General features: G+C 73.8%; 20 protein-coding genes. 16 read left to right on the plus strand and 4 right to left on the minus strand.

Annotation, left to right across the window (positions count from 1 at the left end; translation table 11 throughout):
* Positions 1 to 84 precede the first annotated feature (84 nt).
* From O7627_RS16150 to O7627_RS16160, 3 genes are read left to right on the plus strand one after another with little or no spacing between them, the layout of a single operon-like run.
* Positions 85 to 2010, plus strand: coding sequence for a RiPP maturation radical SAM C-methyltransferase (locus tag O7627_RS16150; protein ID WP_278094339.1), 1926 nt, complete (start codon positions 85 to 87; stop codon positions 2008 to 2010).
* A 44-nt stretch (positions 2011 to 2054) separates the two neighbouring features.
* Positions 2055 to 2699, plus strand: a complete 645-nt coding sequence (locus O7627_RS16155) for a DUF5825 family protein (protein ID WP_278094340.1) — start codon at positions 2055 to 2057, stop codon at positions 2697 to 2699.
* Positions 2700 to 2708: 9 nt separating this feature from the next.
* On the plus strand, positions 2709 to 3902 hold the full coding sequence (locus O7627_RS16160; protein ID WP_278094341.1) for a cytochrome P450: 1194 nt from the start codon (positions 2709 to 2711) through the stop codon (positions 3900 to 3902).
* A gap of 44 nt (positions 3903 to 3946) precedes the next feature.
* Here the strand turns inward: O7627_RS16160 and O7627_RS16165 are convergent, their stop codons facing one another.
* Positions 3947 to 6925: a LuxR family transcriptional regulator gene (locus tag O7627_RS16165; protein ID WP_278094342.1), complete on the minus strand. Its 2979-nt coding sequence runs from the start codon at positions 6923 to 6925 to the stop codon at positions 3947 to 3949.
* Between the two features lie 264 nt (positions 6926 to 7189).
* Here O7627_RS16165 and O7627_RS16170 point away from each other — a divergent pair, with 264 nt between their 5' ends.
* From O7627_RS16170 to O7627_RS16215, 10 genes are all read left to right on the plus strand, one after another.
* The gene (locus tag O7627_RS16170) at positions 7190 to 10351 is read left to right on the plus strand and encodes a type 2 lanthipeptide synthetase LanM family protein (RefSeq protein ID WP_278094343.1); all 3162 of its coding nucleotides are present in this window, start codon (positions 7190 to 7192) and stop codon (positions 10349 to 10351) included.
* A gap of 49 nt (positions 10352 to 10400) precedes the next feature.
* Positions 10401 to 10613, plus strand: a complete 213-nt coding sequence (locus O7627_RS16175; RefSeq protein WP_278094344.1) for a hypothetical protein — start codon at positions 10401 to 10403, stop codon at positions 10611 to 10613.
* A gap of 121 nt (positions 10614 to 10734) precedes the next feature.
* The gene (locus O7627_RS16180; protein WP_278094345.1) at positions 10735 to 13644 is read left to right on the plus strand and encodes a LuxR family transcriptional regulator; all 2910 of its coding nucleotides are present in this window, start codon (positions 10735 to 10737) and stop codon (positions 13642 to 13644) included.
* A 123-nt stretch (positions 13645 to 13767) separates the two neighbouring features.
* Positions 13768 to 14556, plus strand: a complete 789-nt coding sequence (locus O7627_RS16185; protein ID WP_278094346.1) for a VOC family protein — start codon at positions 13768 to 13770, stop codon at positions 14554 to 14556.
* On the plus strand, positions 14553 to 15755 hold the full coding sequence (locus O7627_RS16190; protein WP_278094347.1) for a serine hydrolase domain-containing protein: 1203 nt from the start codon (positions 14553 to 14555) through the stop codon (positions 15753 to 15755). Before O7627_RS16185 ends, O7627_RS16190 begins: the two co-directional genes overlap by 4 nt.
* Before the next feature lie 188 nt (positions 15756 to 15943).
* Entirely contained in the window at positions 15944 to 16729 is a 786-nt protein-coding gene (locus tag O7627_RS16195; RefSeq protein ID WP_278094348.1) for an ATP-binding cassette domain-containing protein, read from the plus strand.
* A complete protein-coding gene (locus tag O7627_RS16200) occupies positions 16726 to 17532 on the plus strand; it encodes an ABC transporter ATP-binding protein (protein ID WP_278094349.1) in 807 nt (268 codons plus the stop codon). The genes O7627_RS16195 and O7627_RS16200 overlap by 4 nt, the downstream gene beginning before the upstream one ends.
* Positions 17533 to 17576: 44 nt before the next feature.
* A complete protein-coding gene (locus O7627_RS16205; RefSeq protein WP_278094350.1) occupies positions 17577 to 18455 on the plus strand; it encodes a branched-chain amino acid ABC transporter permease in 879 nt (292 codons plus the stop codon).
* Entirely contained in the window at positions 18452 to 19513 is a 1062-nt protein-coding gene (locus O7627_RS16210; protein ID WP_278094351.1) for a branched-chain amino acid ABC transporter permease, read from the plus strand. Before O7627_RS16205 ends, O7627_RS16210 begins: the two co-directional genes overlap by 4 nt.
* A gap of 49 nt (positions 19514 to 19562) precedes the next feature.
* Positions 19563 to 20846, plus strand: a complete 1284-nt coding sequence (locus O7627_RS16215; protein WP_278094352.1) for an ABC transporter substrate-binding protein — start codon at positions 19563 to 19565, stop codon at positions 20844 to 20846.
* On the opposite strand, the gene O7627_RS16220 is transcribed toward O7627_RS16215, so the two are convergent.
* On the minus strand, positions 20756 to 21667 hold the full coding sequence (locus tag O7627_RS16220) for a putative protein N(5)-glutamine methyltransferase (RefSeq protein WP_278094353.1): 912 nt from the start codon (positions 21665 to 21667) through the stop codon (positions 20756 to 20758). The two genes, O7627_RS16215 and O7627_RS16220, sit on opposite strands and share 91 nt — an antisense overlap.
* A gap of 392 nt (positions 21668 to 22059) precedes the next feature.
* Between O7627_RS16220 and O7627_RS16225 the strand changes: the two genes are divergently transcribed.
* The 3 genes from O7627_RS16225 (at position 22060) to O7627_RS16235 (ending at position 24927) form a co-directional block, all read left to right on the plus strand.
* Complete coding sequence (locus tag O7627_RS16225) at positions 22060 to 22674, plus strand: TetR/AcrR family transcriptional regulator (protein ID WP_278094354.1); 615 nt, start codon at positions 22060 to 22062, stop codon at positions 22672 to 22674.
* Positions 22671 to 23333, plus strand: a complete 663-nt coding sequence (locus tag O7627_RS16230) for a helix-turn-helix transcriptional regulator (protein WP_278094355.1) — start codon at positions 22671 to 22673, stop codon at positions 23331 to 23333. Before O7627_RS16225 ends, O7627_RS16230 begins: the two co-directional genes overlap by 4 nt.
* 103 nt (positions 23334 to 23436) lie before the next feature.
* Positions 23437 to 24927, plus strand: coding sequence for an NCS1 family nucleobase:cation symporter-1 (locus O7627_RS16235; protein ID WP_278094356.1), 1491 nt, complete (start codon positions 23437 to 23439; stop codon positions 24925 to 24927).
* A 40-nt stretch (positions 24928 to 24967) separates the two neighbouring features.
* On the opposite strand, the gene O7627_RS16240 is transcribed toward O7627_RS16235, so the two are convergent.
* The gene (locus tag O7627_RS16240; RefSeq protein ID WP_278094357.1) at positions 24968 to 25675 is read right to left on the minus strand and encodes a 4a-hydroxytetrahydrobiopterin dehydratase; all 708 of its coding nucleotides are present in this window, start codon (positions 25673 to 25675) and stop codon (positions 24968 to 24970) included.
* Positions 25676 to 25762: 87 nt separating this feature from the next.
* Positions 25763 to 26248, minus strand: coding sequence for a hypothetical protein (locus O7627_RS16245; RefSeq protein WP_278094358.1), 486 nt, complete (start codon positions 26246 to 26248; stop codon positions 25763 to 25765).
* Positions 26249 to 26326: the final 78 nt, after the last annotated feature.

The raw sequence follows: 26326 nt of genomic DNA on the forward strand, positions 1-26326 counted from the left end.
CCCCCGACCGGAACACACGTATGCGGCCCGTTCCGGGGCGCCGACCGGCGCCCCGGAACGACGCCCCCCAGGAGGTGCGGCACCATGCGGATCGTCCTCGTCCACATGCCGTGGGCGCCCATCGACATCCCCTCCCTCGCGCTCGGCATTCTCCGGACGGCCGCCGAACGACAGGGCCACGAGGTGCACGTCCGGTACGCCAACCTCGACCTCGTCGACTGGCTCACCAAGCGGACCTCGTTCGACCTGGGGAGCTACCAGTTCTACTCCGAGTCGTCCTACTTCCAGGGCGCCGGCGACTGGGTCTTCTCCAGCGCGCTCTACCACCCGCGGGACGGCCACGCCGAGCGGTTCGCCCACCTGCTGGCCCGGGAGGGTGCCGGCCAGGACGAGATCGAGCTCAGCGCCGAGCTGTACCAGCTCGCCCCGGAGTTCATCGAACACCTGGTCGCCGACCTCGCCGACCTGGCCCCCGACCTGGTGGGCTTCACCACCACCTTCCAGCAGAACACCGCCAGCCTGGCCGCGGCCCGACTGCTCAAGCAGCGGCTGCCGGCCGTGCGTACCGTCTTCGGCGGGGCCAACTGCGACGGGCCGCAGGGCGCGGCCCTGCACCGCAACTTCCCGTTCCTCGACCACGTCGTACGGGGCGAGGGGGAGATTGCGTTCCCGGACCTGCTCACCGCGCTCGCCGGTCAGCCGCCGGACGGCCGGGTCGACGCCGAGCTGGCGGCCATCCCCGGGCTGTGCTGGCGGAAACCGGACGGGACGTCGGTGGCCAACCCGATGGCCCGTCGACCGTTGCCGCCCGGCGAGATCCTGCCGCCCACCTTCGACGGTTTCTTCGACCGGCTGGACGCCTCCGCGGCCAGCGGCTGGGTGGAGCCCCGACTGGTGGTCGAGGGCGCCCGGGGCTGCTGGTGGGGGGAGAAGCACCACTGCACCTTCTGCGGGCTCAACGGGTCGTTCATGGAGTTCCGCAGCAAGAGCCCGGACCGCTTCTACACCGAGGTGGTCGAGCTGGCCCGCCGGCACCGGCTGCTGGACTTCTTCGTCGTCGACAACATCCTGGACATGGGTTACTTCGACTCGGTGTTGGCCCGGCTGGTCGAATCCGGCTACGACCTGCGGATGCAGTACGAGGTCAAGTCGAACCTGCGGCGCGACCACTTCCAGCGGCTCGCCGACTCGGGCGCGGTCTACGTGCAACCCGGCATCGAGAGCCTCAACAGTCACGTGTTGAAGCTGATGGACAAGGGCGTCTCCGGCTGCCAGAACGTGCGCGCGCTGCGGGACGCCGAGAGCGCCGGCGTCACCACGACCTGGAACTACCTCTACGGCTTCCCGGGCGAGACCCCGGCGGACTACCTGGACATCATCGAACAGGTGCCCCGGCTGCACCACCTGGCGCCGCCGGTCGGGGTGAGCCGGATAGCGATCGAACGCTTCAGCCCGTACTTCAACCGGCCGGAGCTCGGTTTCGCCGACCTCCGCCCGGCCCCGCAGTACGCCGAGACGTACCTGCTGCCGGAGTCGGAGCTGGCCGAACTCGCCTACCTCTTCTCCGCCCCGCCCCAGGGCATCGGCGAGGAGCTGGGGGGCACCCTGCGCGCCCGACTCGACGAGTGGCGCGAGGCGTACCCGGACAGCCGGCTCGGCTACCACGACCTCGGCGACCGGATCGTCCTGGTCAGCCAGCGGGCCGCGTACGACTGGCGGGTGCTGGAGCTGACCGCGGACCTGGAGCTCGCGCTGTTCCGGCTGCTGCACCAGCCGCGGACACCAGCGGTCCTCGCCGAGCGGACCGCCGCGGTCGGCGGTGACCCCGCGCGGGTCGCCGCGATCCTGGCCGACTGGTCCGACCTGGGCCTGGTCTTCACCGACGCGGGGACCTGGATCCAGGTGGCCACCGAGGCGAACAATCAGATGCTGCTCCGGGTCCAGCACCGGCACCGGCCGGCCCACGGACCGGCCGCCGACGAACCGGCCCGGCAGCCGGTCCGGTCGTGACCACCGCCGGCCGAGCCGCCCCGCGGGCGGAGAGGAGACGCGACGTGCCTACGACAACCGACCGGACCGGGGTCACCGTGCAACTGTGGCGCGACCACGAACCGGCGCTGCGCGACCGGCCGGGCATGGCGCTCGGCCGGCACCGGGTGCCCGCCGACCGGGCCGGGCGGGCCGCCGAGTTCTACCGGACCGGGGCCCGCGGCGCGCGGATCGAGGAACCGGTCGACCTCTGCGCCGCCGGCAGCGGCGGCACGCTGGCCCTGATCCGCGAGCTGACGAGCTGGGGGATCGCGGTCGAGTGGACGGCTCGCTGCCGGGCCGCCTGCCGCGATCCCGAACTGCTCGGCCACCTCTGGCCACCGACCCAGGTCTGGTGCGGCCCGGACTCCGCCGAGACCACCCGCCGTTGGCGGGAGCGGTTCTTCCCGGCCAAGTGCGTCTACCGATGCGGGCCGGACTTCATCGAGATCCGCGACCGCCGGTTCGGCACACTGGAGCTGTTCACCGTCGACGACCCGGAGTGGATCGACGCGGTCCTGGTGATGGGGGAGGGCGTCCCGGCGGAAGCGGTGCCGGCCGACGCCCGGGCCGCCTTCGCCGAGGCCCGCCTGACCCTGGAACGCGACGGGGAGCTCTGGTGGCTGCCGGCGCGCATCCGCCGCTGGCCGTTCCCACCGCTGCTGGTCTAGGAGGCCGCGATGACCACCGCCGTCGAGCCGACCGCGCCCGCCGTCCCCGACGACCCGTACCCGACCCTGGCGGCGCTGCGCGCCGCCGGACCGGTGACCCTCATCCACACCGCGGAGGGCCTGCCGGTCTGGCTGGTCACCGGCTACCACGAGGTACGCGCCGCGCTGGCCGACCCGCGATTCGGCCAGGACGGCCCGCGCGCGCAGGCGCTGGCCGACCAGCGGGTCACCGGGGTCGACGTCGGCGCCGGCATCGTGCACATGCTCAACAGCGACCCGCCCGACCACACCCGGCTGCGCCGGGTGATGACCGGGACGTTCTCGGCCGGCCGGGTCGCCGCGCTGCGGCCGGCGATCGTCCGGGCGGCGGACGACCTGCTCGACGCGATGGCCGCCGGTACCGGCCCGGTCGACCTGATCGGGACGTACGCGTTCCCGCTGCCGCTGGCGGTCATCTGCGACCTACTCGGGGTGCCCCCCGGCGACCGGTCGACCTTCCGCGACTGGTCCACCGCCCTGGTGACGCACGGTGAACCCGGCGTGGCGGCAAAGGCCACCGCGCAGCTTCGGGAGTACCTGACCGGGCAGCTTGCGCGGCGTCGGGTGGCACCCGCGGACGACCTGCTCACCGACCTGCTCCGCGCCCAGGACGCCGGCCGGCTCGACCACGACGAGGTGCTGTCGATGGCGATCCTGCTGCTGATCGCCGGCCACGAGACCACGGTGAGCCTGATCGGCAACGCCACCCTCCAGCTGCTGCGGGAACCTGGACTGCGCGCCGGGGTGCTGGCCGACCCGACCCGATTGCCGGCCACCATCGAGGAGCTGCTCCGGCTGGAGTCGCCGGTGGCGATGGCCACCCTCCGGTTCACCCGGGAGCCGGTGCGGCTCGGCGGGGTGGACCTGCCGGCCGGCGAGTTCGTGCTGTTGGCGATCGGCGCCGCGAATCGCGACCCGGCCCGGTTCGCCGACCCCGACCGGCCGGATCTGACCCGGGGCGCGACCGGGCACCTGGCGTTCGGGCACGGCGCCCACCGCTGCCTCGGCGCCGCGCTGGCCCGGTTGGAGGGCGAGGTGGCCCTCGGTCGGCTCTTCGCCCGGTTCCCGCAGCTCCGGCTGGCGGACGTGGCGGCCGGCCTGCGGTGGCGGGACACCCCGATGCTGCGGGGCCTGGAGACGCTGCCGGTCGAACTGGCGGGCTGACGGCTCGGCCGGCGGTCGGGGCGGATCGCGCTACCGGCGGCCGGTCAACCCGACCGGTTGATCAGGTTCGCCATGCTGACCCGGGACCTGACGTCCAGCTTGGTGAAGATCCGGGCCACGTGTGATTCGACGGTCCGCCGGCTCAGGAAGAGCCGGGAGGCGATCTCCTGGTTGGTCAGTCCGGTCGCCACCAGATCGGCGATCTCCCGCTCGCGGCTGGTCAGCGGCCCGACCTTGTCCAGTCGGCCGGCGGACGCCCTGCCGTCGAGCGGCCACCCGGACGCCGCCCGCCCGGGCGCCGCCAGCCCGGACGCAGCGGGCCCGGACGCCGCCAGTCCGGGCGCCGCTGGCGCGGCAGGCGGCATCGGGTTGGCCGGCGCCGGGACGGTCTGGCGCGGCTCGGCGGCCGCCGGACCGGTGCGCCGGTCCGGCACGGTGCTCGTGCCGGCGGCCGCACCCATCGTGCCGAGCAGCCAACCGGCGCCACAGTCCCGGTAGCCGGCCACGGCCCGATCCCACTCCCGGGCGGCCGCCCGGTCGTCTCCGGACCGGCTGTGGGCTCGCGCCGCCAACTGCCGGGACCGCGCCTCGTCGAAGGCCGCGCCGGCACCGGCGAACCGGGCGGTGGCGACGGCGGCCAGTTCGATCGCGTCGGCGTGGCGCTCCGCCCGAGTGGCCACGTACGCGCCGGCGAACACCGCCAGACCCCGCTCGTAGTCGAGACCGGCAGCGTCCGCGGCGGACTCGGCCCGCGTCGCCGTCTCGGCCGCCGCGAGGTGGTCGCCGGCCCGCGCGAGGACCATCGCCCGGGTCGCCAGCCGGCAGACGGTGGTGTAGGGGTCGACCGGCCAGGGTTCGTCCGAGTCGGCCAACAGCGGCAGACAGCGGTCGGTGGCACCCGCGGCGGCCTGCGCGATCGCGTGATCGAGCTGGGCGATCCGGGACCAGGTGCCCGACCGCGGGCGGCCGGCGCCGGTCAGCCGCCGCGCGACGGCGATCGCGGCCGTCGGTCCCTCCACCCAGGTCAGTGGCCGCAGCCGGACCGCGTCGGCCATCGCCTGCATCTCCGTGCTACCGATCTGCCGGGCCGCCACCGCGGCCTCCTCGGCCCGCTGCAACGCGGCCGGCAACCGGCCCAGCCGGGTCTCCAGCATGGCCTCGACCACCAGCAGGTACGGCAGAGCGCTGCTGCGGCCCATCCGCTCCGCGATGGCCCGGGCACGGGCCAGGTGCCGGGTCGCGGCGGCCACCCGGCCCAGCCGCAGCTCCACCCAGGCCAGGGGTCCGAACAGCTCGATTCTGGGCAGCAGCGCCCGGTCGCTCGCGGCGTCGGCCAGCCGGGCGGCGTCCCGGACGTACTCGATGGCGGTGTCGGCCCGGCCGAGGGAGAGCGTCCCCCACGCGCGCAGCGCGCCGGCCGCGGCGGCCAGCTCGTTCTGCCCGCCGGCGAGCAGCCGCAACGCCTGGTCGCCGTGGTCGATGGCGGCGTTCGGGTCGGCCCGCAGCGCGGCCAGCGCGGCGAGTTCGACCTGGCGCCGACCCTCGGCCGCGGGTCGTAGCGATCCACCGGCCTGCTGGGCGTGCAGCAGGGCGTCGGCCTCCTCGATGTCGCCGCGCATCCGGGCCACGATGGCGCTGAAGGCCACCGCTTCGGCCCGGATCTGGCCGTCGGCGTCGCGCAGTTCCTGCAGCACCTCCCAGCTGCGACGCAGGTCCCCGCTGAGGCCGAGCGCGCGGGCGTAGTTCAGCAGGATGTCGGGGCGCCGGTCCCGCCACCGCTGGCTGCCCGGCAGGATGCGCAGCGCGGCACCGAGCCAGCGGGCCGCCTCGGCCGGCGCGACCGCGACCAGGGCGCAGCCGGCCTCGACGAGAGTCTCGGTGGCCTGCTCGTCACCGTGGCGGGCGGAGCGCTCGGTGTGGTGCGCCACGACGTGGACGGACCCGCCGTGCCGGCGCAGGTAGTCCGCCGCCCGACCGTGTGCCGCGACCCGCCAGGCCGGGCCGGCGAGGCCGTGCGCGGCGGCGCGAAGCAGTGGATGGCGGAACCGGAACCACGGACCGTCGGTGGCGATCAGGCCGGCGCGGTACATCTGGTCGACCGCCTCCACCACGGTATCCACCGGCAGTTGGGCCACCTCGGCCAGCAGGTCGATCGCGGCGTGCTCGCCGACCACGGCCGCGGCCTGGGCGACCAGCTGGGCCGGCGGGTCCAGGGCGGTGATCTCGCTGGCCAGCCAGCCGAGAAGCTGGCGCCGGGAACCGTCGGTACTGTCCGGGGTCGCCGGTCCCGGGTCCAGCGCGAGGTCGGCCAACGCCGCGTCGTCGAGCCGGGCCAGCGCCTCGATGTAGAGCGGGTTGCCGTTGCTGATCTTCAGAATCAGCGCCCGCCGGTGGGCCGGCACCCTGGGCAGCAGGGCGGCGAGGTCGATCGCGTCCAGCGGCGGCAGGGTCATCCGGAATCCCGCCGCACCGAGGTGCCCGATCGCGTCGATCACGCCCGGGTGTGGTCGGGCGGTGCGGTAGGCGACGGCGATCAGCGCCGGTGTCGGTGGCTTGCGGATCAGGTACTCGGTCAGGTCCAGGGACGCCTGGTCGGTCCAGTGCAGGTCGTCGAGGAGCAGCGCGGACCCGGTGAGCTGGCGGCGGGTCGCGGCGTGCACCCGCAACCGGTCGGCCGGCGAGACCGGCCCGCCCGGCAACTGGCCGAGCGCGCCGTCGCCGCCAGGTCGGCCGGCGGAGTGCTCGACGGGCCCACCGAGCGCCTCGGTGTAGACCGCGAACGGTACCGACTGTTCGAACTCGGTCCCGGCACCGGAGCAGACCCGCAGGCCGGCCGCCTTCGCCCGGTGCGCCAACTCGGCGAGCATCCGGGTCTTCCCGACGCCCGGTTCACCGCAGATCTCCACCACGGCGAACTGGCCGGCCGCGACCCTGCGTACCGCGGCATCCAGCAGTTCGACCTGACGTGTGCGGCCGACCAGCGGCGAACCGGCCGGAGCCCTTTCGGGGAGTTCCTCGACCACCTGCGTCTCCTCACCGTGCGGATGGTGGTCAGCGTGGCTGGCCGGCGCGGCGGGCGCATGCCGCGCCGACCCCCACATTCCGCGCCGGCCGGCCGGCGCCGTCCGGGCCGGCCCCGTGCGGCGGGAGCCGCCGTCCCGACCGGTTGGCATCCGCCGCTGGTCACCGCCCGGCCGGTACGACCGGTCACCGGCGGTGGGGGACCGAGAAAATATGCGTACTCTCTACCCATGACCGGCCGGCCGGGGGCGTGACAACCTACCGGCGTGGAGTTGGAGCCGACCGCCGCCGCGGCCGAGCCCACCCGGCTCGCAACGGGCTGGTGGGCTCGGGGGACGGCGCTGCACGAGCGGATCGCCGGGGTCGGCTCCGACGGTCCGGTCGTCCCGCCGGGCGGGGACCACGTGCGGGAACGGCTGGACCGGTGGCGGTCCGTCCACCCGACCGGCAACGGTACCGAACCCCTCGCCGGCTGGCTCGACGGTGGCATCGACGAGGTGACCCTCGCCGGCCTGCTGGCCGAAGCCCCGGACCGGCTCGCCGCCCGACTGCCCTACCCGGACTGGGCGGAGCTGGCCGAATGTGCGGTGCGGCGCAGCGTCGACCTGCCGATGCCACCGGACGTACCGGCCAGCTGGGACGCGGCGTTCGCGCTGCCGGTGCGCCCGTTCGTCGCGGTCGCCCGGGAGCGGATGCTGGCCGGGCTGCCGGCGCGGCTGACCCCGGCCGAGGCCGATCTTGGGGCGCTCGGTCTGCGGTTCGCCACCCAGCTCAGCGCCGACCTGGTCCGGTTGGCGGCCCCGACGCTGGTGGGGGAGCTGAACGACTGGCGCAGATCCGGCCGACTGACCGGCGCGGACGCCCAGCACCGGTTCGCCGACTTCGTCCGCCAGGTCGCCTCGCCGGCCGGCCTGGCCGGCCTCTGCCAGCGGTACCCGGTGCTGGCCCGGCTGTTGGCGCAGACGTGCCGGCGTGCCGTCCGGGCGCACCTGGAACTGCTCGACCGGTACGCCACCGACCGTCCGCAGATCGTCGCGGACCTGCTCGGTGGGGTCGACCCGGGTCCGGCACTCGGGGTGGAGACCGGCCGGGGTGACCCGCACCAGGGCGGCCGGACCGTGGCGTTCCTGCTCTTCGCCGCCGACCGTCGGGTGGTCTACAAGCCACGCAGCCTGGCCGGCCAGGTCCGGTTCCACGGTCTGGTCCGCTGGCTGGACCGGCTGGAACCGGGGCTCGACCTGCCGACCGTCGCCACCGTCCCCCGGTCCGGCTACGGCTGGATGGAGTTCGTCCTGGCCACGCCGCTTACCGATGCGGACGGCGCGGAGCGGTTCTACCGCCGGCAGGGCGCCCTGCTCGCCCTGCTGCACGCCGTACGGGCCACCGACATCCACCACGGCAACCTGCTGGCCCACGGGGATCAGCCGGTGATCACCGACGCCGAGACGATCTTCCAACCGGACCTCACCCCGCCGACCCCGCCGGGGGCGGTACCCGACGACCCGGCGGCGCAGGCCCTGGCCGGCTCGGTACGCCGGACCGGGCTGCTGCCCGACATGGTCGCCGCGGAGCACGGCGTGGTCGACATCTCCGGGCTCGGCGGTGACAGCCGGTGGGCGGCCCCGGTCTCGGCGGCCAGCTGGGCGGACGCCGGCACCGACCGGATGCGGCTGACCTACCGGCCGGCGCCGTTCGCCGGCGGGGCCAACCGGCCGCGGCTGGACGGTCGGCCGGTCGAGCCGGCCGACTTCCGCGCCGCGCTGGTGGACGGCTTCCGGCGCGGTTACGACGCCATCCACCGACGCCGGTCGGAGTTCACGGATCTGGTCGAGGCCGCCGCGGACGACAGCGTCCGAGTGGTGGTCCGGCCGACCCAGCGGTACGCCACCCTGCTGACCGACGCGAGGCGACCCGAGGTGCTGCGGGACGGTCTCGACCGGGATCTGCTGCTGGCCCGGCTCTGGGCGGACGCGGCCGGGCACCCGGTGCGCCGGCGGGTGACCGGGCACGAGATCCGGGACCTCTGGGCGGGCGACGTCCCGTACTTCTCGGCCCGCGCCGGGCAGACCGAGCTGCTCGCCTCCGACGGCTCGCCGCTGCCCGATCTGCTCCCGGTGACCGGCATCGGCGCGGTCCGGGCCGGGCTCGCCGCGATGAGCGGCCCGGACCGGCTCGACCAGGAGTGGCTGCTCGCCGCCACGCTCGCCAGCCGGCGGCCGGCCACCGGCACCAGCGGGCCGGCGCGGCGCCAGGTCCGGCCGGCCGGCTCGGGCGCCGATCCGAGCCGGTTGCTCGCCGCCGCCTGCGCGATCGCCGACCAGATCGTCGTCCGCAGCATGACGAACCGGGACCGGATCAACTGGCTGGGTCTGGAGCTGGTCGATGGCGCACAGTGGCTGGTGCTGCCGATGGGCGCCGGCTTCGGCAGCGGGTACTGCGGCGTGGCGCTCTTCCTCGCCCAGCTGGCCGAGCTGACCGGAGTGTCCCGCTACGGCGACGCCGCGCTGGGCGCGCTGCGCGCCGTCCCGCCGCTGCTGGCCGGACTGGCCCGGCGTCCCGACCTGGTCGCGGCGATCGGCTGCGGGGGGTACCACGGCCTCGGCGGCATCGCCTACGCGCTGTCCCGGTTGGCTGCCCTACTCGACGACGCCGGACTGCGGGACCAGATCGAGGTGGCGGTGGAGTTGGCCACGGTGGCCGCCACCCCGCCCGGCCCGGCCGGGGTGGCGGCCGGCACCGCCGGCTGCCTGGCGGCGATGGCGGCAGTACACCACGAGTCGGGCTCACCGGCGGCCGCGCGGCTGGCGGCACGCTGCGCCGACCGGCTCGCCGACCTGGCGGACCGAACCGACGGCTGGTGCGCGCCCGGCCCCGGCCCGGCGCCGGCCGGCTTCGCCGACGGCACGGCCGGCATCGGTTGGGCGCTGATCCGGTACGCGGCCGACGGCGATCCGACCGGCCGGCACGCGCAGGCCGGCCGGTCCACCCTTGACCGTGCGGACCTGTCCGGTCAGTTCGCCGACGTGGCCGGCACCGGCTGGAGTCGGGGACTGGCCGGGGTGCTGGCGGCCCGTACCGCCGGCCTCGGATCCGACCAGGACGGCCGGGCCGTCCCCCGGCTCGGCCTGCTCACCGGCCGCCCGGTGCTCCGGGATCTCAGCCTCGACCGGGGCGAGTTGGGCGTGACCGAGGCGCTGACCCTCCTGTCCGGACAGGTGCCCGCCGCGGCGAGGGCGATCCGGCAGCGCGCACCGCTGATCGTCGACGCGGTGAACAACCGCGCCTTCGACTGCGGCACCCCGGACGGGGTGCCCACCCCCGGTCTGCTGACCGGCCTGGCCGGTATCGGCTATGGACTGCTGCGGCTGGGCTTCGCCCACCAGGTGCCGTCGGCCCTGCTGCTGCAGCCCGGCGGCAAACCCAGATGAGCGGGTCCGACCCGTGGAAGTGAAGTCACCGATGCACGAGGAGGAACTCATGTCCGACCAGGAGCTCACCGAGCGGAACGAGCAGCCCACCGAGCCGGCGTACCAGGTTCAGGACGACGGATCCCACCGGCGGACGCTCGTCGCGTTCGGGGTCGGCGTGGCCGCGCTGACCGGGTTGGCCGTCGCGGCCGTGATCGGCGGTGTGGACACCGGAAGCGCCGAGGCCTTTCCGATCAGCACCTGCTGCATCAACCCCAGCTAACGGCGTCGGCCCCGGCCCGGCCCGGCCATGATGATCACGCCGCCATCGACTGACCGGCCATAAACTGTGTAGCGATCGGTTCATAGACTCCCCGCTAATCCCGTCGGTACCGTCTGGGACCATGCGGACCCGAGCTGTGGCGATGGTCGGCAGGGACCGCGAGGTGGAGACTCTCCGGCGGACGTTGAGCCGGGCCCGGGCCGGGCAGGGCGCGACGATATTTCTGGTTGGTGAAGCCGGGATCGGTCGATCCCGGCTCGCCGCCGTCGCGGCGCAGCTCGCGGCCACCGCCGAGATGACGCTGCTGCGGGGCCGTGGTAGCGCGATCGGACCGATGGTGCCGTTCCGGTCGCTCAGCGAGGCACTGCTGTCGTTGACCCGGGCCACCGACCTGGTTCCGGTCGACGAACTCGGCCCGTACCGGCCGATTCTGGGTCGGCTCATTCCGGAGTGGGGGGCACCGGCGGCCGACCCGGAGGCGGTCTCCCTGGTGGTGCTCGCGGAGGGGGTGCTGCGACTGACCGGACTGGCCGGTCGCGACAAGGGCTGTCTGTTGGTCCTGGACGACCTGCAGCACGCCGACGCCGAGACGCTCGCGGTGATCGAGTACCTGGTGGACAACGTGGCCAGCCAGCCGACCGCGCTGGTCGGTACCATCCGGGCCGAGAGCTGCCCGGCGTTGGACCTGGCCCAGGCCGCGGCACAGCGCGGCGACTGTCTGCTGATCGAACTGGACCGACTCGACGAGTCGGAGCTGCGTACGCTGGCCGGGTCCTGTCTGGGTGGTGGACCCGAGATCGTCCCCGACGAGGTGGCGGCACACCTGTGGGCCAACAGCGCCGGCAATCCGTTCCTGGCCGAAGAGCTGATCAGCGGCATGATCGACACCGGTCTGCTGATCCGCGTCGGGGACCGCTGGCGGGTCACCGGCACGCTGCAGACAAATGTGCCGGCCGCGTTCGCCCGCCGGTTGGCCCAACGGCTGGACGGGCTGGACCCGCCGGAGCGGGAGCTGCTGGCGGTGGCGGCGGTGCTGGGTCGCCGGTTCCCGTTGACCGTGCTGCAGGCCGTCACCGGCCTGGACGACCGCCAACTGCTGCGCCACCTGCACGGCGGCCTCGCCGCCGAACTGGTCGCTCCGGACGACCAGACCCCCGACTGGTACGCCTTCGGGCATCCGTTGACCGTGGAGGCGCTGCTCGGCCTGCTCACCCCGGCGGAACGGTCCCGACTGGCGCTGGCCGCGGCCGACGCGGTGGCGACCGTCCATCCCGGACTGCCGGGCGAGTGGTGCCAGCTCGCCGCCCTGCTGCGGCTGGACGCCGGAGATCGGGGCGGTGCGGGCCGGCTGCTCGCCGAGGCCGGCGAGCGGGCGCTGCACGCCGGTGCCGCCGATTCCGCGGTCCGGTTGCTGGAACAGGCCCGTGACCTGGTCGCCGACGACGACACGACGCGGGCCGGGGTGCTGGAATCGCTGTTCTACGCGCTGGTCGAGGCGGGTCTGATCGAGCGTGCCCTCGCGTCGGTGGGCGCCCTGGACGCCCTCGGCGCCGGACTGGACCGGCGCCGGCGGGCCGCGCTGCACACGAGGCTGGCCTGGGCCGCGAACATCGCCGGCCGGACGGCCGACGGGCTGGCCCAGATCGACATCGCCCGCCGGCTGCTCGGTCCGGACGCGCCGGCGCAGGAGTGCGCCCCGGTCGACGTGGTCGCCGCGCACCTCCTGCTCGACCTGCCCGGCCCGGAGCAGCTCGTCCGGGCCGAGCAGATGGCCCGTCGGGCCGCGACGGTCGCCGAGCGGGCGCCACTGCCGATCGTGGCCTGCCAGGCCTGGCAGCTGCTCGGCGCGTTGGCGCGTGGGCGGGACCCGGACGAGGCGACGGCCTGCCTGGAGCGGGCCCGGTCGATCGCGGTGGAACACCGGCTGCCGATCTGGGAGATCCACTCACTGGTCCGGCTCGGCAACGACGACGCGGTCCGCGACGGGGACCTGGACCGACTTGAGCAGGCCCGGCAGGTGGCCGCCGGCAGTGGGGCGGTGACCGCCGGCTACCAGGCCGAGTCCAGCATCGCCCTGCAGGTGGCGCTGCGCGGCGACTTCGCCGGGGCGGCGGCGATCGTCGACCCCGCTCTGGCCGCCACCACCCGGCTGAACCTGCTGGAGACCGTCGAGCACCTGCAGTTGACCCGGGCGATCGCGGCCGGGCACCAGGGCCGCCGTCGGGAGATGGAGTCGGTGCTGGCCGAGGTGCGCCGCCGGGGCGGCAACCCGGCCCAGCAGGGGCCCAAGGTGTACGGCCTGGCCCGGGCGTTCTGCGCGCTGCTGGAGGAGAACCGCCCGCGGGCGCACGAGGAGCTGACCAGGGCACTCGCGGCCGAGGAGGAGAACCCGAGCATCTTCCCGCTCTCCGGCCGGTACGGGTTGCGGCTGCTGTTGACGGCCGTGGACGGGCCGGCGGACCCGGTCGGGCACCGGGCGGCGGTGGCCGCGCCGGCCGCTCGACTGCGCTGGAACCAGCAGTTCGGGCTCTTCGCCGACGCCGTGATCGCCGGCCGGGCCGGCGACCGCCCGCGGGCCGAGGCGGCACTCGCCGAGGCGCTGCGGGCCGCCCAGCCGTACCAGATGAGCCGGCACCTCGGCCTGCGGCTGGTGGGCGAGGCTGCGCTGGCCGACGGCTGGGGTGAGCCGGTGCGCTGGTTGCGGACGGCCGAGGAGTACTTCCACGGCGCGGACGTGGCGGCGGTGGCGAGTGCCTGCCGGGCCCTGCTGCGCCGGGCCGGGGTGCCGGTGACCCAGCGGCGCGACGGCGCGGACGAGATCCCCGCGACGTTGCGCTCGGCCGGGGTGACGGTCCGCGAGTACGAGATCCTGCGACTGCTCATCGACCGGCTCGGCAACCGCGAGATCGCCGACCGGCTGCACCTGTCCCCGCGCACGGTGGAGAAGCACGTCGCCCGGCTGATCGCCAAGACCGGCCAGCCGGACCGGATCGCGCTCAGCGAGCTGGCCTCGGCGACCGTCCCTACCTGACGCCGCCGGCCCGCCCGGCCCGCCCGGCCCGGCCCGCCCGGCCCGCAGCGGGAATGTCGGTGGTCGGCGGTAGCGTCGTTGCGACCGACCCGACGGGTCAGGGCCGCGACGAAGGAGCCGGCGATGAGCTATGTGACCGCGAACCAACCGGACGGCACTCCGACCTGGGTCGATCTCGGCATCCCCGATCTCGAGCGGGCCATGGAGTTCTACGGCGCGCTGTTCGGTTGGGAGTTCCGGGTCGGACCGGCGGCGGCCGGCCACTACACGACGTGCCTGCTGAGCGGCCGGCCGGTCGCGGCCATCGTGCCGAACCCCGACCCGGAGGCCACCACCTTCTGGTGGAGCGTCTACTTCGCCACCGCCGACTGCGACCGCACGACACAACGGGTCACCGACGCCGGCGGCACGGTGGTGGAAGGACCGGTGGACGTCATGGAGCAGGGCCGGATGGCGCTCGTGCGGGATCCCGCGGGCGCGCAGTTCGGTCTCTGGCAGGGCCGCCGGCACATCGGGGCGGAGATCGTCAACGAGCCCGGCTCGTTGGTCCGCAACGACCTGGTCACCCCGGCGCCCGGCGTGGCCCGGGCGTTCTATCCGGCGGTCTTCGACTTCACGCTGGACGGCAACGACGATCTGCCGGATCTCGACTTCACCTTCCTGCGCCGTCCGGACGGCCACGAGATCGGTGGCATCCTGGGCAGCCCCGACGCCCCGGCGTCCGGCTGGGTCACCACGTTCGAGGTCGCCGACACCGACGTCGCGGTCGACCGGGCGCGGGCTGCCGGTGGCTCGGCGGGCGAGGTCGACGAGATGGTCTACGGACGGTTGGCGACCATCACCGACCCGTTCGGGGCCGAGTTCTCGGTGATCGCACGGGCGGCCGGGCCGGTGGACGGGACGGGGCGGTGACCGGCGCCGGACCGCTGGACCCGGACGGGCTGCGCCGGGTGCGCGAGGCGATGGCTTCCCGGGTGGCCGCCGGTCGGCTTCCCGGCCTGGTCACCGTGCTCGCCCGTGACGACGACCTACACGTCGAGGCGATCGGCTCGGATTCCTTCGACGGCGCCGAGCCGATCCGCCGGGATGCCCTGTTCCGGATCGGCTCGTTGACCAAACCGCTGGTGGCGGCCGCCACCCTGCGGCTGGTCGAGGATGGTCTGCTCGACCTCGCCGAGCCGGTCGACCGGCTGCTGCCGGAACTGGCCGACCGGCGGGTGCTCCGGCGCATCGACGGGCCACTCGACGACACCGTGCCGGCCCACCGCCCGGTCACGGTGGCGGACCTGCTCACCTCCCGGCTGGGGCTGGGCATCCTGACCGAGCCGTCGTTCAATCCGCCGTACCCGATCGTCACCGCCGCCGACGACCTGCGGCTGGTGCTGGCCCAGCCCGACCCCCGCACGCCGCACCCGCCCGATGAGTGGATGAAGCTGTTCGGCGGTCTTCCGCTGATGAGCCAGCCGGGCGAGCGATGGCACTACAACGCCGCCGCGCTGGTACTCGGAGTCCTGGTGGCCCGGGCCGGCGGCGGGCCGTTGGGCGAGGTGCTGACGTCCCGGCTGTTCGAGCCCCTCGGGATGGCCGACACCGGATTCTGGACGGCTCCGGCGAACGCCGGGCGGATTCCGACCTACTATCAGACCGACCTCGACACCGGCGAGCTGACCAGGCAACCGCTCTCGGCGCCGTCCGAGTGGACCAACCCACCGGTCTTCCCGTCCGGCGCGGGCGGCCTGCTGTCGACCGCCGACGACCTCCTCGCCTTCGCCCGGATGATGATCAATAAGGGTGACCACGGCGGCCGCCGGGTGCTGTCGGCCGAGTCGGTCACCTTGATGACCAGCAACCATCTCACCGCTGAGCAGATCGACAGCGCCGGCATGCTGCTGGACCCGAAGGGCTGGGGATACGGCCTGGCCGTCGCCACCCGGCCGGATGAGGTGTCCGCGGTCCCGGGCCGGTACGGCTGGGACGGCGGATACGGCACGGTCTGGTACAACGACCCGCACCGGGGCCTGATCGCCATGGCCCTCACCCAGACCACCGACTTCCTCTTCGACGGTGGCCGGACGGAGTTCCTCACCCTGGCGGTGCGGGCCGCCGACTGACCTGGGTGGCAACCGCATCCCGCTGCCGCACCCACACACACCCACACGCACCGTCGCACGCCAGCACCACGCCGCCGGCCATGCCGGCCGCCCGCCGCTGCCCGGATCACCAGGTCGACGGCATTGACGAGCCGGTTCAGAAATGTACACTCCCAGTGTAATAACCTGGCTCGGGTGAGGGATGCGCGATGGCGGAGCAGGGGCTGGAGCTGCACGGCATCGGAGTGCGCTTCGGCGGCCTGACCGCGCTCGACGACGTGTCGCTGCGGGTGCCACCGGGCCGGGTGGTCGGGGTGATCGGCCCCAACGGCGCCGGCAAGACCACCCTGTTCAACGTGATCTGCGGGTTCGTCACCCCGCAGGCCGGCGCGATGACCCTCGACGGACGCCCCTTCCGTCCCCGGCCACACCGGCTCGCCTCGGTCGGCATCGCCCGCACCCTGCAGGGCGTCGGTCTCTTCGCCGGGCTCACCGCGGTGCAGAACGTGATGGCCGGCGCCACCCGCTCCGCCCGGGTCGGCCTGCTGCCCGCCCTGCTCGGACTGCCTCGCGGCGACCGCGAGGAGGAGCGGCTGCGCGCCCACGCACTCTCCATCATGGCCGAGTTGGAGGTCGCCGGGTATGCCAGCGCCAGTCCGGCGGAGCTGCCCTTCGCCGTTCGCAAGCGGGTGGCCCTGGCCCGGGCGCTCGCCGCCCGGCCCCGGCTGCTGTTGCTGGACGAACCGGCCGGCGGCCTCGGCGGTGCGGACGTCGAGGCGCTTACCGCGCTGATCCGCGAGTTGCCCCGCCGGGCCGCCGACCCGTGCGCCGTCCTGCTTGTGGAGCACCACATGGACGTGGTGATGGCGGTCTGCGACGAGATCGCCGTACTCGACTTCGGCCGGACCGTCGCCACCGGCACGCCGGCCGAGATCCGCGCCGACCCCGCCGTCGCCGACGCCTACCTGGGCCTAGCCGCCCCGGAGCCGGCATGACCACCGGCCCGCCGGACCACACCGGCCCGCCGGACCACATCGGGCCGCCCGGCCACATCGGGCCGCCGGCCGACCCGCGACCCCCCGGCGAAGGCCTGCTGGTGGTGCGGGGCCTGCACGCCGGCTACGGTGCCGCCCCGGTGCTGCACGCGGTCGACCTGACCGTGCCGGCCGGCAGCGTCACCGCCCTCATCGGCGCGAACGGCGCCGGCAAGACCACCGTGCTGCGTACCCTCTCCGGCCTGCTGCGGCCGACGGCCGGTGAGATTCTCCTCGACGGCGAGCCGGTGCGCGGCGTACCGCCGGAGCAGTTGGTCCGGCGCGGCCTGGCGCACGTCCCGGAGGGGCACGGGGTGGTCGTCGAACTCACCGTCGAGGAGAACCTGCGCCTCGGCGGGCTGTGGCGACGCGACCGGGCCGACGCCCGGCGCGCGCTCGACGAGGTCTACCAGCTCTTCGAGCCGCTGGCCCGGCGCCGCCGGCACGCCGGCCACCAGCTTTCCGGCGGGGAACGGCAACTGCTGGCGTTGGGCCGGGCACTGGTCGGCCGGCCCCGGCTGCTGCTGCTCGACGAGCCCTCGCTCGGCCTGGCTCCCCGGCTGGTCGGCCAGCTCATGACGCTGCTTCGGCAGTTGCGCGACCGGACCGGGCTGACCGTCCTGCTGGTCGAGCAGAACGTGCGGGGTGCGCTCTCGGTCGCCGACCGGGCGGCGGTGCTGTCACTGGGTCGGGTGGTCCTCGCGGCACCGGCGGCCCACCTTCGCGACGACGACCAGCTACGGCACGCCCACCTCGGCTTCTGACCGGCGTAGCCGGTCTGCCATCCACACCGGAGGGAGGAGACGGATTGGACCGGTTGGTGTTCCTCACCGTCGACGGGCTGTCCCGCGGATCGGTGTACGCGGCGTTCGCGCTGGCGCTGGTGCTGATCTGGCGGGCCGCCCGGGTGGTGAACTTCGCCCAGGGTGCGATGGCGGTCGCCGCCGCCTACGTCGCCTACGCGGTGACCTCGGCCAGCGGCTCCTACTGGCTGGGGTTCGCCGCCGCGCTCGCCGCCGGTCTGCTGCTCGGGGCGGTTGTCGACCGCGCCGTGATGCGCTTCGTTCCGACCGGCTCACCACTCAACGCCGTCATCGTCGCGATCGGGCTGGTGCTGCTCATCCAGGCCGGCCTCGGGATGGCGTACGGCAACGAGTTCCGGCCGGCCGGGGCGCCGTTCTCCCGGTCCCCGCTGACCGTCGGCGGTACGCCGGTGCTCTCCCCGTACGACCTGTTCGTCCTCGCCGCGGTGGGGCTGGTGGTGGCCGCGCTCGGTTGGCTGTTCACCCGTACCGCGACGGGTCTGCGGATGCGGGCCTCGGCGTTCGCGCCGGAGGTGTCCCGACTGCTCGGCGTCGATGTCGGCGGCATGCTCACGCTCGGCTGGGCGCTCGCCTCCGGGGTCGGTGCGTTGGCCGCGATGCTCGTCATCCCCACCGAGCTGGGCCTGCATCCGCACGCGATGGATCTGGTGTTCGTGTCGGCGTTCACCGCGGCCGTGGTGGGCGGCCTGGACAGCCCCGCGGGCGCGGTGGTGGGCGGGCTGGCGGTCGGGCTGGTCCTGTCCTGGGTCGGCGGCTACCTCGGCGGCGACCTCACCGGGCTGGCCGTGCTCATCCTGCTGCTCGCGGTGCTGCTGATGCGGCCCGCCGGCCTCTTCTCCGCCGCCACCGCGAGGCGGGTATGAGGGCGCCCGACCGTACCCTGCTGCGGCACCTGGCCGTCGTGGCGGCCGCCGCGCTGCTGCTCGCCGTCCTGAGCGGCGCTTTCGAACCGTTCCGCAACTACCAGCTCGCCACCGTCGCCGGATACCTCTGCGCGACCGCCGGGCTGACCGTCCTGACCGGACTGGCCGGGCAGCTGTCGCTCGGGCACGGGGCGCTGATGGCGATCGGCGCGTACACCGTGGCGCTCAGCCAGCGGGCGTTCGGCGAACGGGCGTACACCAGCGGCTGGACGCTGCCGGTGTCGCTGCTCGCGGCGGTCGCGGTGACGGTCGCCGTCGGTGCGGTGATCGGGGTGGCCGCGGCCCGGTTGCACGGCCCCTACCTCGCCGGAGTGACCCTCGCGGTCGCGGTGGTGGTGCCGGCGGTGGCGGTCACCTTCGACGGGTTCCTCAACGGGGAGCAGGGGTTGTCCGTGCCCGTCCCACCGCCACCGGCTGCGCTCGGGCCGTACTTTCCGACCGAGCGTTGGCAGGTCTGGATCGCCTGGGCGGCCACCCTGCCGGCCCTGCTGGTGCTGGCCAACCTGATCAGCAGCAGGTTCGGCCGGGCGATGCGGGCGGTCCGGGATGACGAGATCGCGGCCCGGCTGGCCGGTATCCACGTCGCCCGGACCAAAGTGCTGGCGTTCGTGGTCAGCGCCGCGGGCGCCGGGCTCGGCGGCGGCCTGCTCGCCGTGCTGGCGCAGAGCGTGTCGCCCGGTGCCTTCGCGTTGAACCTCTCGCTGTTCCTGGTGGTGGCCATCGTCATCGGCGGACTCGGCGGGATCGCCGGCGCGGTCTGGGGAGCGCTGCTCCTGGTCGCGCTCCCCGATCTGGCCCGGGCGGTGACCGGGCTGCTCGACCTGTCGCCGGCGGCGACCCAGCGGCTGGCGGGCAACCTGCCGCTGGCGGTCTTCGGCGCGGTGTTGATCGTGGTGATGCTGGCCGCTCCCGGCGGCCTGCAGGGGGCGCTGACGCGCGCCGGCCGGGCGGCCGTCGCCCGGTGGTCGCGGCGGCGCCGTGCCGGGGCGACCCGGTGATTTCCAGCAAGTCCGGCTCCCAGAATCCAGAAAGGTCGGTGCCCTCGTCATGCGAACCACCACCCGGCGCGCTCTCGCGATCGCCGCCTGCGTCACCGTGCTCGTCGCCGCGTCCGCCTGCGGCGGCGACGCCGGGGACGGCTCTGCCGCCCCGGTGCCGGGGGTGACCGACACCGAGATCGTGGTCGGCACCCACATGCCGCTGACCGGCCCCGCCTCGGCGGGTTACTCCAAGATCGCCCCGGCGACCCGGGCCTACTTCGACTACGTCAACGCCCGGGGCGGCGTGCACGGCCGGAAGATCACCTACAAGATCATGGACGACGGTTACAACCCGGCCACCACCCAGCAGGTGGTACGCCAACTCGTCCTGCAGGACCGGGTGTTCGCCATCCTCAACGGGCTCGGGACCCCCACCCACACTGGCGTCCTGGACTTCCTCACCAGCAACCGGGTGCCGGATCTCTTCGTGGCCTCCGGCAGCCGCAGCTGGGATCAGCCCGAGAAGTATCCGGGCACCTTCGGCTTCAACCCCGACTACACCGTCGAAGGCAAGATCCTGGCCCACCATGTGCGGACCAACCTCGCCGGTCAGCGGGTCTGCTTCCTCGGCCAGGACGACGGCTTCGGCCGGGACAGCCTGGTCGGTGTGGAGACCGTCCTGGGCGCGGAGGCCGTGATCGAGCGGCAGACCTACGTCACCAGCAACACGAATGTGGCGCCGCAGATCGGCGCCTTCCAGGCGGCCGGCTGCCAGGTGGTGATCCTGGCGACCGTACCCGGCTTCACCGCGCTGTCGATCGGCACCGCGGCTCGGCTGGGCTTCACCCCGCAGTGGCTGGTCTCCAACGTCGGCGCCGACCATCCGACCCTGGCCGCGCAGCTCGGCGAGGCCGCGCCGCTGCTGGAGGGGATGCTGGCGGTCAACTACCTGCCGATCGCCACCGACACCGACGACCCGTGGATCCAGCTCTTCACCCGGGTCAACCGGGAGCACAACGGCGACGCGCCGTTCGACGGCAACACCGTCTACGGAATGGCGGTCGGCTACCTGTTCGTGCAGGTACTCCTGGCCGCCGGCGAGGAGCTGACCCGCGAGTCGCTGCTCGACGCGGTGCGGCGGGGTGGCTACCGGGGACCCGCCGTCGCGCCGTTGCGCTTCTCGCCGGACGACCATTCCGGGTACGGCGGCGAGCGGATGACCCGGGTCAGCGGCGGGGTCCAGGAGTACTTCGGCCCGACCTACGAGACCGACGAGGCGGACGGCCCGGTGAACGAGTATCCGGCCACGCCGGAGCCGCCGCCGGCGGACGGCATCCCCACCGCGTCCTGACCGGCCCGTCGCCGGTGCCGGCCGATCACGATCGTCGCGCCAAGCTCCTCGTCGGTCACCACCGCCGGGACCAGCCCGGCGGCGGTGAGCGCCGCGACGACCGCCGGGACCTGCCCGGTGCTGGCCTCCAGCAGCAGGTGGCCGCCGGGGGAGAGCCACTCCCCGGCGGCCCCGGTCACCCGGCGGATCACGTCCAGGCCGTCGGTCCCGCCGTCGAGCGCGACGAGCGGTTCGTGGATCCGGGCCTCCCGGGGCAGCAGGTCGACCGCCGCGCTGGGTACGTAGGGCACGTTCGCCACCAGCACGTCGACCCGGCCGCGCAGCCGCTGCGGCAGCGCCTCGTACAGGTCGCCGGCGTGGACCCGGCCGCCCGATCCGGCGAGGTTGCGGCGGGCGCAGGCGACGGCGGCCGGGTCGATGTCGGCGGCGTGCAGCCGGACCACGCCGGCAAGCGCGGCGATCGCCCGGCCCACCGCGCCCGAGCCGCAGCCCAGGTCCACCACGACCCCACCTCGTCGGGTGAGCGCCGCGGCGCGGCGGGCCAGCAGTTCGGTGCGGCGGCGGGGCACGAAGACCCCGGGATCGACCGCGATCCGCAGGCCGCAGAACTCGACCCAACCGAGCACGTGTTCCAGCGGCAGACCGGCCACCCGCCGGTCGAGCATGCCGGCGAGTTCGGCCGGGCTGCCGGCGGTGTCGAGCAGCAACGCCGCCTCCTCCTCGGCGTAGACGCAGCCGGCGGCGCGGAGCCGCTCGGTAACGGCGGCCCGGGACGGGCCGGCAGCCGGCCGGGGGAGAGAGCGGGAGATGGAGGTAGCCATGCGTGATCCTTCGGGACGCCTCTGGGCGCTCCCGCGGCTACCGTGGCGCGACGGTGGTCGCGGCCCTCGGCTCGGGCGGTGGGAGCTGCCCGCCGGTCATGACGAGAATTGGTCCCACCTCCTCGGGCCGCAGCGGCGTAGCACCGCAACGTTACCGCAACCGCGGGCCGCCCGGTGCCGGCCGCGCGGTCCGGGCCGCGCCGACCCGGCACCGCTCCGGGGGATCGCTCCCAGCCGTCTAGACTCGGCCTGCGGTCGCTCACCGGTGGGCGACCATGACCAGTGACCGCGCAGCCGACCGGCCATCCGACGACCGGCCGCCCGGTGGCCGCGCCGCCGGTGGTCAGAAGGCCGGTGGTCGGAAAGCCGGTGGTCGGGAGGGGGGAGACCGGATGGGCGTCAGGGCGGCGGCGCCGGGCCGGGTCGACGGCCGGACCGCCCGGGCCGAACGCACCCGGGCCGCGATCGTCGAGGCGCATCTGGCATTGATCGCCGAGGGTGATCTGCGGCCGACCGGCGAGCGGATCGCCGACCGGGCCGGGGTGTCGCTGCGGGCGCTCTGGACCAACTTCAAGGACATGGAGACCCTCTTCGAGGCCAGCGGCGAGCGACTGCTGGCCCAGCAGGACGCGGCCCACCGGCCGATCCCGGTCGAGTTGCCGCTCGCCGAGCGGATCGACGCGTACTGCCGGCAGCGGGCCCGACTGCTGCAACTGGTCGCGCCGTCCGCCCGGGCCGCGCAGATGCGGGAACCGGTCTCCGCGCAGCTACGGCGCAACCGGCTCAAGCACGTCGAACGGGTCCGGGCCGAGGTGGAGCAGTTGTTCGCCGTCGAACTGGAGCGGGCCGGCGACGGCCGGCGGCAGCTGGTGCACGCCCTGGTGGCGGCGAGCACGTGGTCGGCGTGGTCGATGCTGCGCGACGGGCTCGGCCTCGGCGTCGACGAGGCCCGCGCGGTGATGACCCGGACCGTGGGCGCGCTGCTGGCCGAGCCCGCCGGCCGGTGACCGGCGCGGACCCGGGCCTGGGCGCCGACCCGGAGTCGGGTGCCTCGGGGCTGCGCATCGGCGCCCGGATCCGGGAACTGCGGCTGGCTTCCGGCCGTAGCCTCGCCTCGGTGGCCCAGCAGGTCGGGATCTCGTCCAGCGCGCTCTCCCAGATCGAGACCGGCGCCATGCAGCCGTCGGTCAACCGGCTGATCGAGATCGTCGCCGCGATCGGCTTTCCGGTCACCGCGCTCTTCGTGCCGTCGGCGCCGCCGGTGGTCGACGTGGCGGACGGCTCGGTGGTGGAGATGCTGCCGGGGGTGGTGGTGGCCCGGCCCGACGGGGGCGCCCGGGTCGACCTGGGGCAGGGGGTCGTCTATCGGCGGTTGAGCCCGGTGCAGATCCCGGGTGTCGACATCTTCGAGTCGTACTACCCGCCGGGCTCGTCGTCCAGCATCGACGGTGCGATGCTGACCCACGACGGCTACGAGATCGGCAGCGTGGTGGCGGGCACGCTCACCTTCGAGTTCACCGAGGGCGCCATCGAGTTGAGCGCGGGCGGGTCGCTGTCGTTCGCCGCCGAGCGGCCGCACCGGGTGGTCAACAACTCGCCGGACGTCGCCGGTGTGTCGATCTGGCTCACGCTGCGCCAGGTTGCTCATCGCCCGGACCGGTCCTGACCTCGGTAACACGATATTTACCTATGTAACACCGAGGCCGCATCTCTTAAGCAATAACTTAAGGGCCTTCCGCTGGGATCGTACCGGGTTGCAAGGAGGCGCTGTGTCCACCGAAACCCAAGCCGCCCCACCGCCCGACCGGCTGGCGGTGGGAGCCGACCCACACCCGAGCCTCTACAACGAGGACCTGGCGCCCCTGCCGGCGGCGAAGCGGCGCTGGGGCTGGTTCGAGATCTTCAACGTCTGGACCAACGACGTCCAGAGCCTGGCCGGCTACACGCTGGCGGCGAGCCTGTTCATCACCGCCGGAATCAGCGGCTGGTGGGTGTTCGCGGCGATCGTGCTGGCTGGCCTCTTCGTCAACTACCTGGTCAACCTCACCGGCCGGCCGAGCGTGACCTACGGCATCCCGTACGCGGTGATGGCCCGCAGCGGGATGGGCGTGCGGGGCGCGATGTTCCCCGCGCTGGTCCGCGGCATCGTCGCCATCTTCTGGTACGGCGCGCAGACCTACTTCGCCTCGACGGCGGTGGCGTTGGCCCTGAACGCGCTCCTCGGCTCCCCGGGCGGCCGGACCCTACTCGGGATGACCGCGGTGGACTGGCTGTCGTACCTGATCGTCGCCGCCATCCAGATCGTGTTGTTCATCCGGGGCATCGCGTGGATCGAGAAGTTCCTCAACGTCGCCGGCCCCGGCGTCTACCTCGTCATGGTCGCGCTGCTGGTGGCGATCTGGGTGCAGGCCGGCGACGAGTTGATCCCGGCGGTCACCGGCATCTTCAGCAACGCGGACGTCCAGGGCTGGGCCGCGGTCACGGCATTCCTCAGCGTGGTGGGCACGATGGTCGCCTACTTCTCCGCGGTGATCATCAACTTCGGTGACTTCTCCCGCTTCTCGAAGACCGAACGGGGCATGAAGATCGGAAACTTCACCGGTCTTCCGCTGAGCCTCGCCTTCTTCACCTTCCTGTCACTGTTCATCACCGCCGGTGCGTACGTGGTCTACCAGGACGGGCAGGGTGACCCGCTCACCAACCCGGCCGACATCGTCGGCCAGGTCGGCAATACGGCGCTGACCGTCGTGGCGGCGCTCACCTTCCTGGTCGCGACGATCGGGATCAACCTGGTCGCCAACTTCATCCCACCCGCGTACGACCTGTCCAACCTGGCGCCGCAGCGGATCAGCTTCAAGCGGGGCGGCTACCTGACCGCCGTGTTCGGCTTCGTCATCGGCGCCCTCTGGGTGGCGGTGATCGACCAGATCGGACTGCCGAAGTTCGTCGACACCCTCGGCGCGGTGCTCGCGCCGCTCTACGGAATCCTGGTCGCGGACTTCTATGTCGTCCAGCGTCGCACGCTCTCCGTAGCCGACCTGTACACCATGGAGCCGACCGGCCGGTACCACTACACCAGCGGCTGGAACCTGCGGGCGATCGCGGCCTTCCTGGCGGCGGCGGTCTTCTCGGTGGCGGCGGTCTGGGTGCCGTGGCTGACCGACCTGAGCGGCTTCGCCTGGGTGATCGGCGCGATCATCGGTGCCGTGCTCTACATCGCCGTCATGACCCGCGGCACCCCGGCGCGGGCGGTGACGTGATCCCAGCGGCCCGCCGAGTACCGGCGGCTCTGCGCCTGACTCAATCCGTCCTGGCGGCGGACGCGTCGACGCAGACGATCCCCTTGTTCCCGTCCTGATCGGCGATCACGATGAGTGACGGTGCGCCGCTGTCGTCGACCACGGTCCCACCCGCGGCGACGGCAGCGGCGACCCGTTGCTCGGCCACCTCGGGCGCCACGTACACCTCGATGTGGAACCGCTGACCCGGGGCCCGGTGCTCGTCGGCGTCCGCGAACCACAGGTTCGGCACCCGACCCGTGGCGTCCCGGATCTCGTCGCCGGGGGTTCCGCGGCCCTGCGCTGCGGCGCTTCCGGTCAGCAGGGCGGCCCACACCGGGGCGATGGTCGCGGATCGCGCCGTGTCGAGGCCGAGTTCGATGTCACTGACCGAGGCCGGGTCGGCGACGGCCTTGTGCTCGGCGGCGATCTCGGTGATCCGTCGCGCGAGGTCGACGTCCCGCTCGGTCACCCATTCGACAACGTGCTCGGTGCCCTCGTCGTCGCGGTAGATGGCGTCGTCGCTCACCAACTTGAGGTCGACGTGCCCCTTGCCGATCGTCACGCGCGGATGGTGGTCGAGCGCGTCGCCGGCCTCGCCGACCGCGGCGACGAATCGCGCGGCGGTGCTGAAGTCGTCAATCAGGTAGCGGGCATGCAGTCCCTGGGCCAGCTTGCGCCAGTCGGTCAGATTGGCCGCGGCGATCTGCTCGCCCTTCAGCATGTCCATGGAGAGGGATCCTAGCCAGGATTCGCAGCCGGGAACCGGCCCCGGGACGCTGTCCGGGGCCGGTTCCGGCGAAGGTTGCGGCCGGGCTCAGTAGTACGGGTTGATCACCTTGCCGTACGACGAGCCGCTGGAACTGCGGTGTACCCGGTACACGTTCTGGTTGAAGCTCGATCCGACCACGACGAACTGCACGCTGGAGACCGCGGCGCCGTAGCTTTCGGTTATCGCCACCCCCTGCGCGAACGAGCAGCCGGGACTGCTCGACCCGCCACCGTTGTGGTGGACGTGCCGGTACAGCGCGTTGTTGACATGGATCTCCAGCGTCGGCGGGGAGAAGCTGGAGTTGCGGCAGAAGGTGAGCTCGTACCGGAACTGGGTCCGGCCGTCGTCGAACTGGACCCACCCCGAGACGCTGCCGCGGCTCGCGCTGTAGGCGGAGACCCCGACGTTCACGGGCAGCTGCGCGCCGTAGGTGGCGTGGGCCGGGGCGGCGGCCAGCAGCGAGCCGGCGAGCATCGCGAGGATCATCGTCAGGCCGACCGCCAGTCGATGCCGGAACAGGGTGACTTTCACTCTGGGTACTCCTTCGCCGAGGTGGTGGGTTCGGTCGACGGCGGGCCGAGATCCGTTGCACGACAACGTTTTGCGGCT

The sequence above is a fragment of the Solwaraspora sp. WMMD1047 genome, from assembly GCF_029626155.1.
Lineage (GTDB): Bacteria > Actinomycetota > Actinomycetes > Mycobacteriales > Micromonosporaceae > WMMD1047.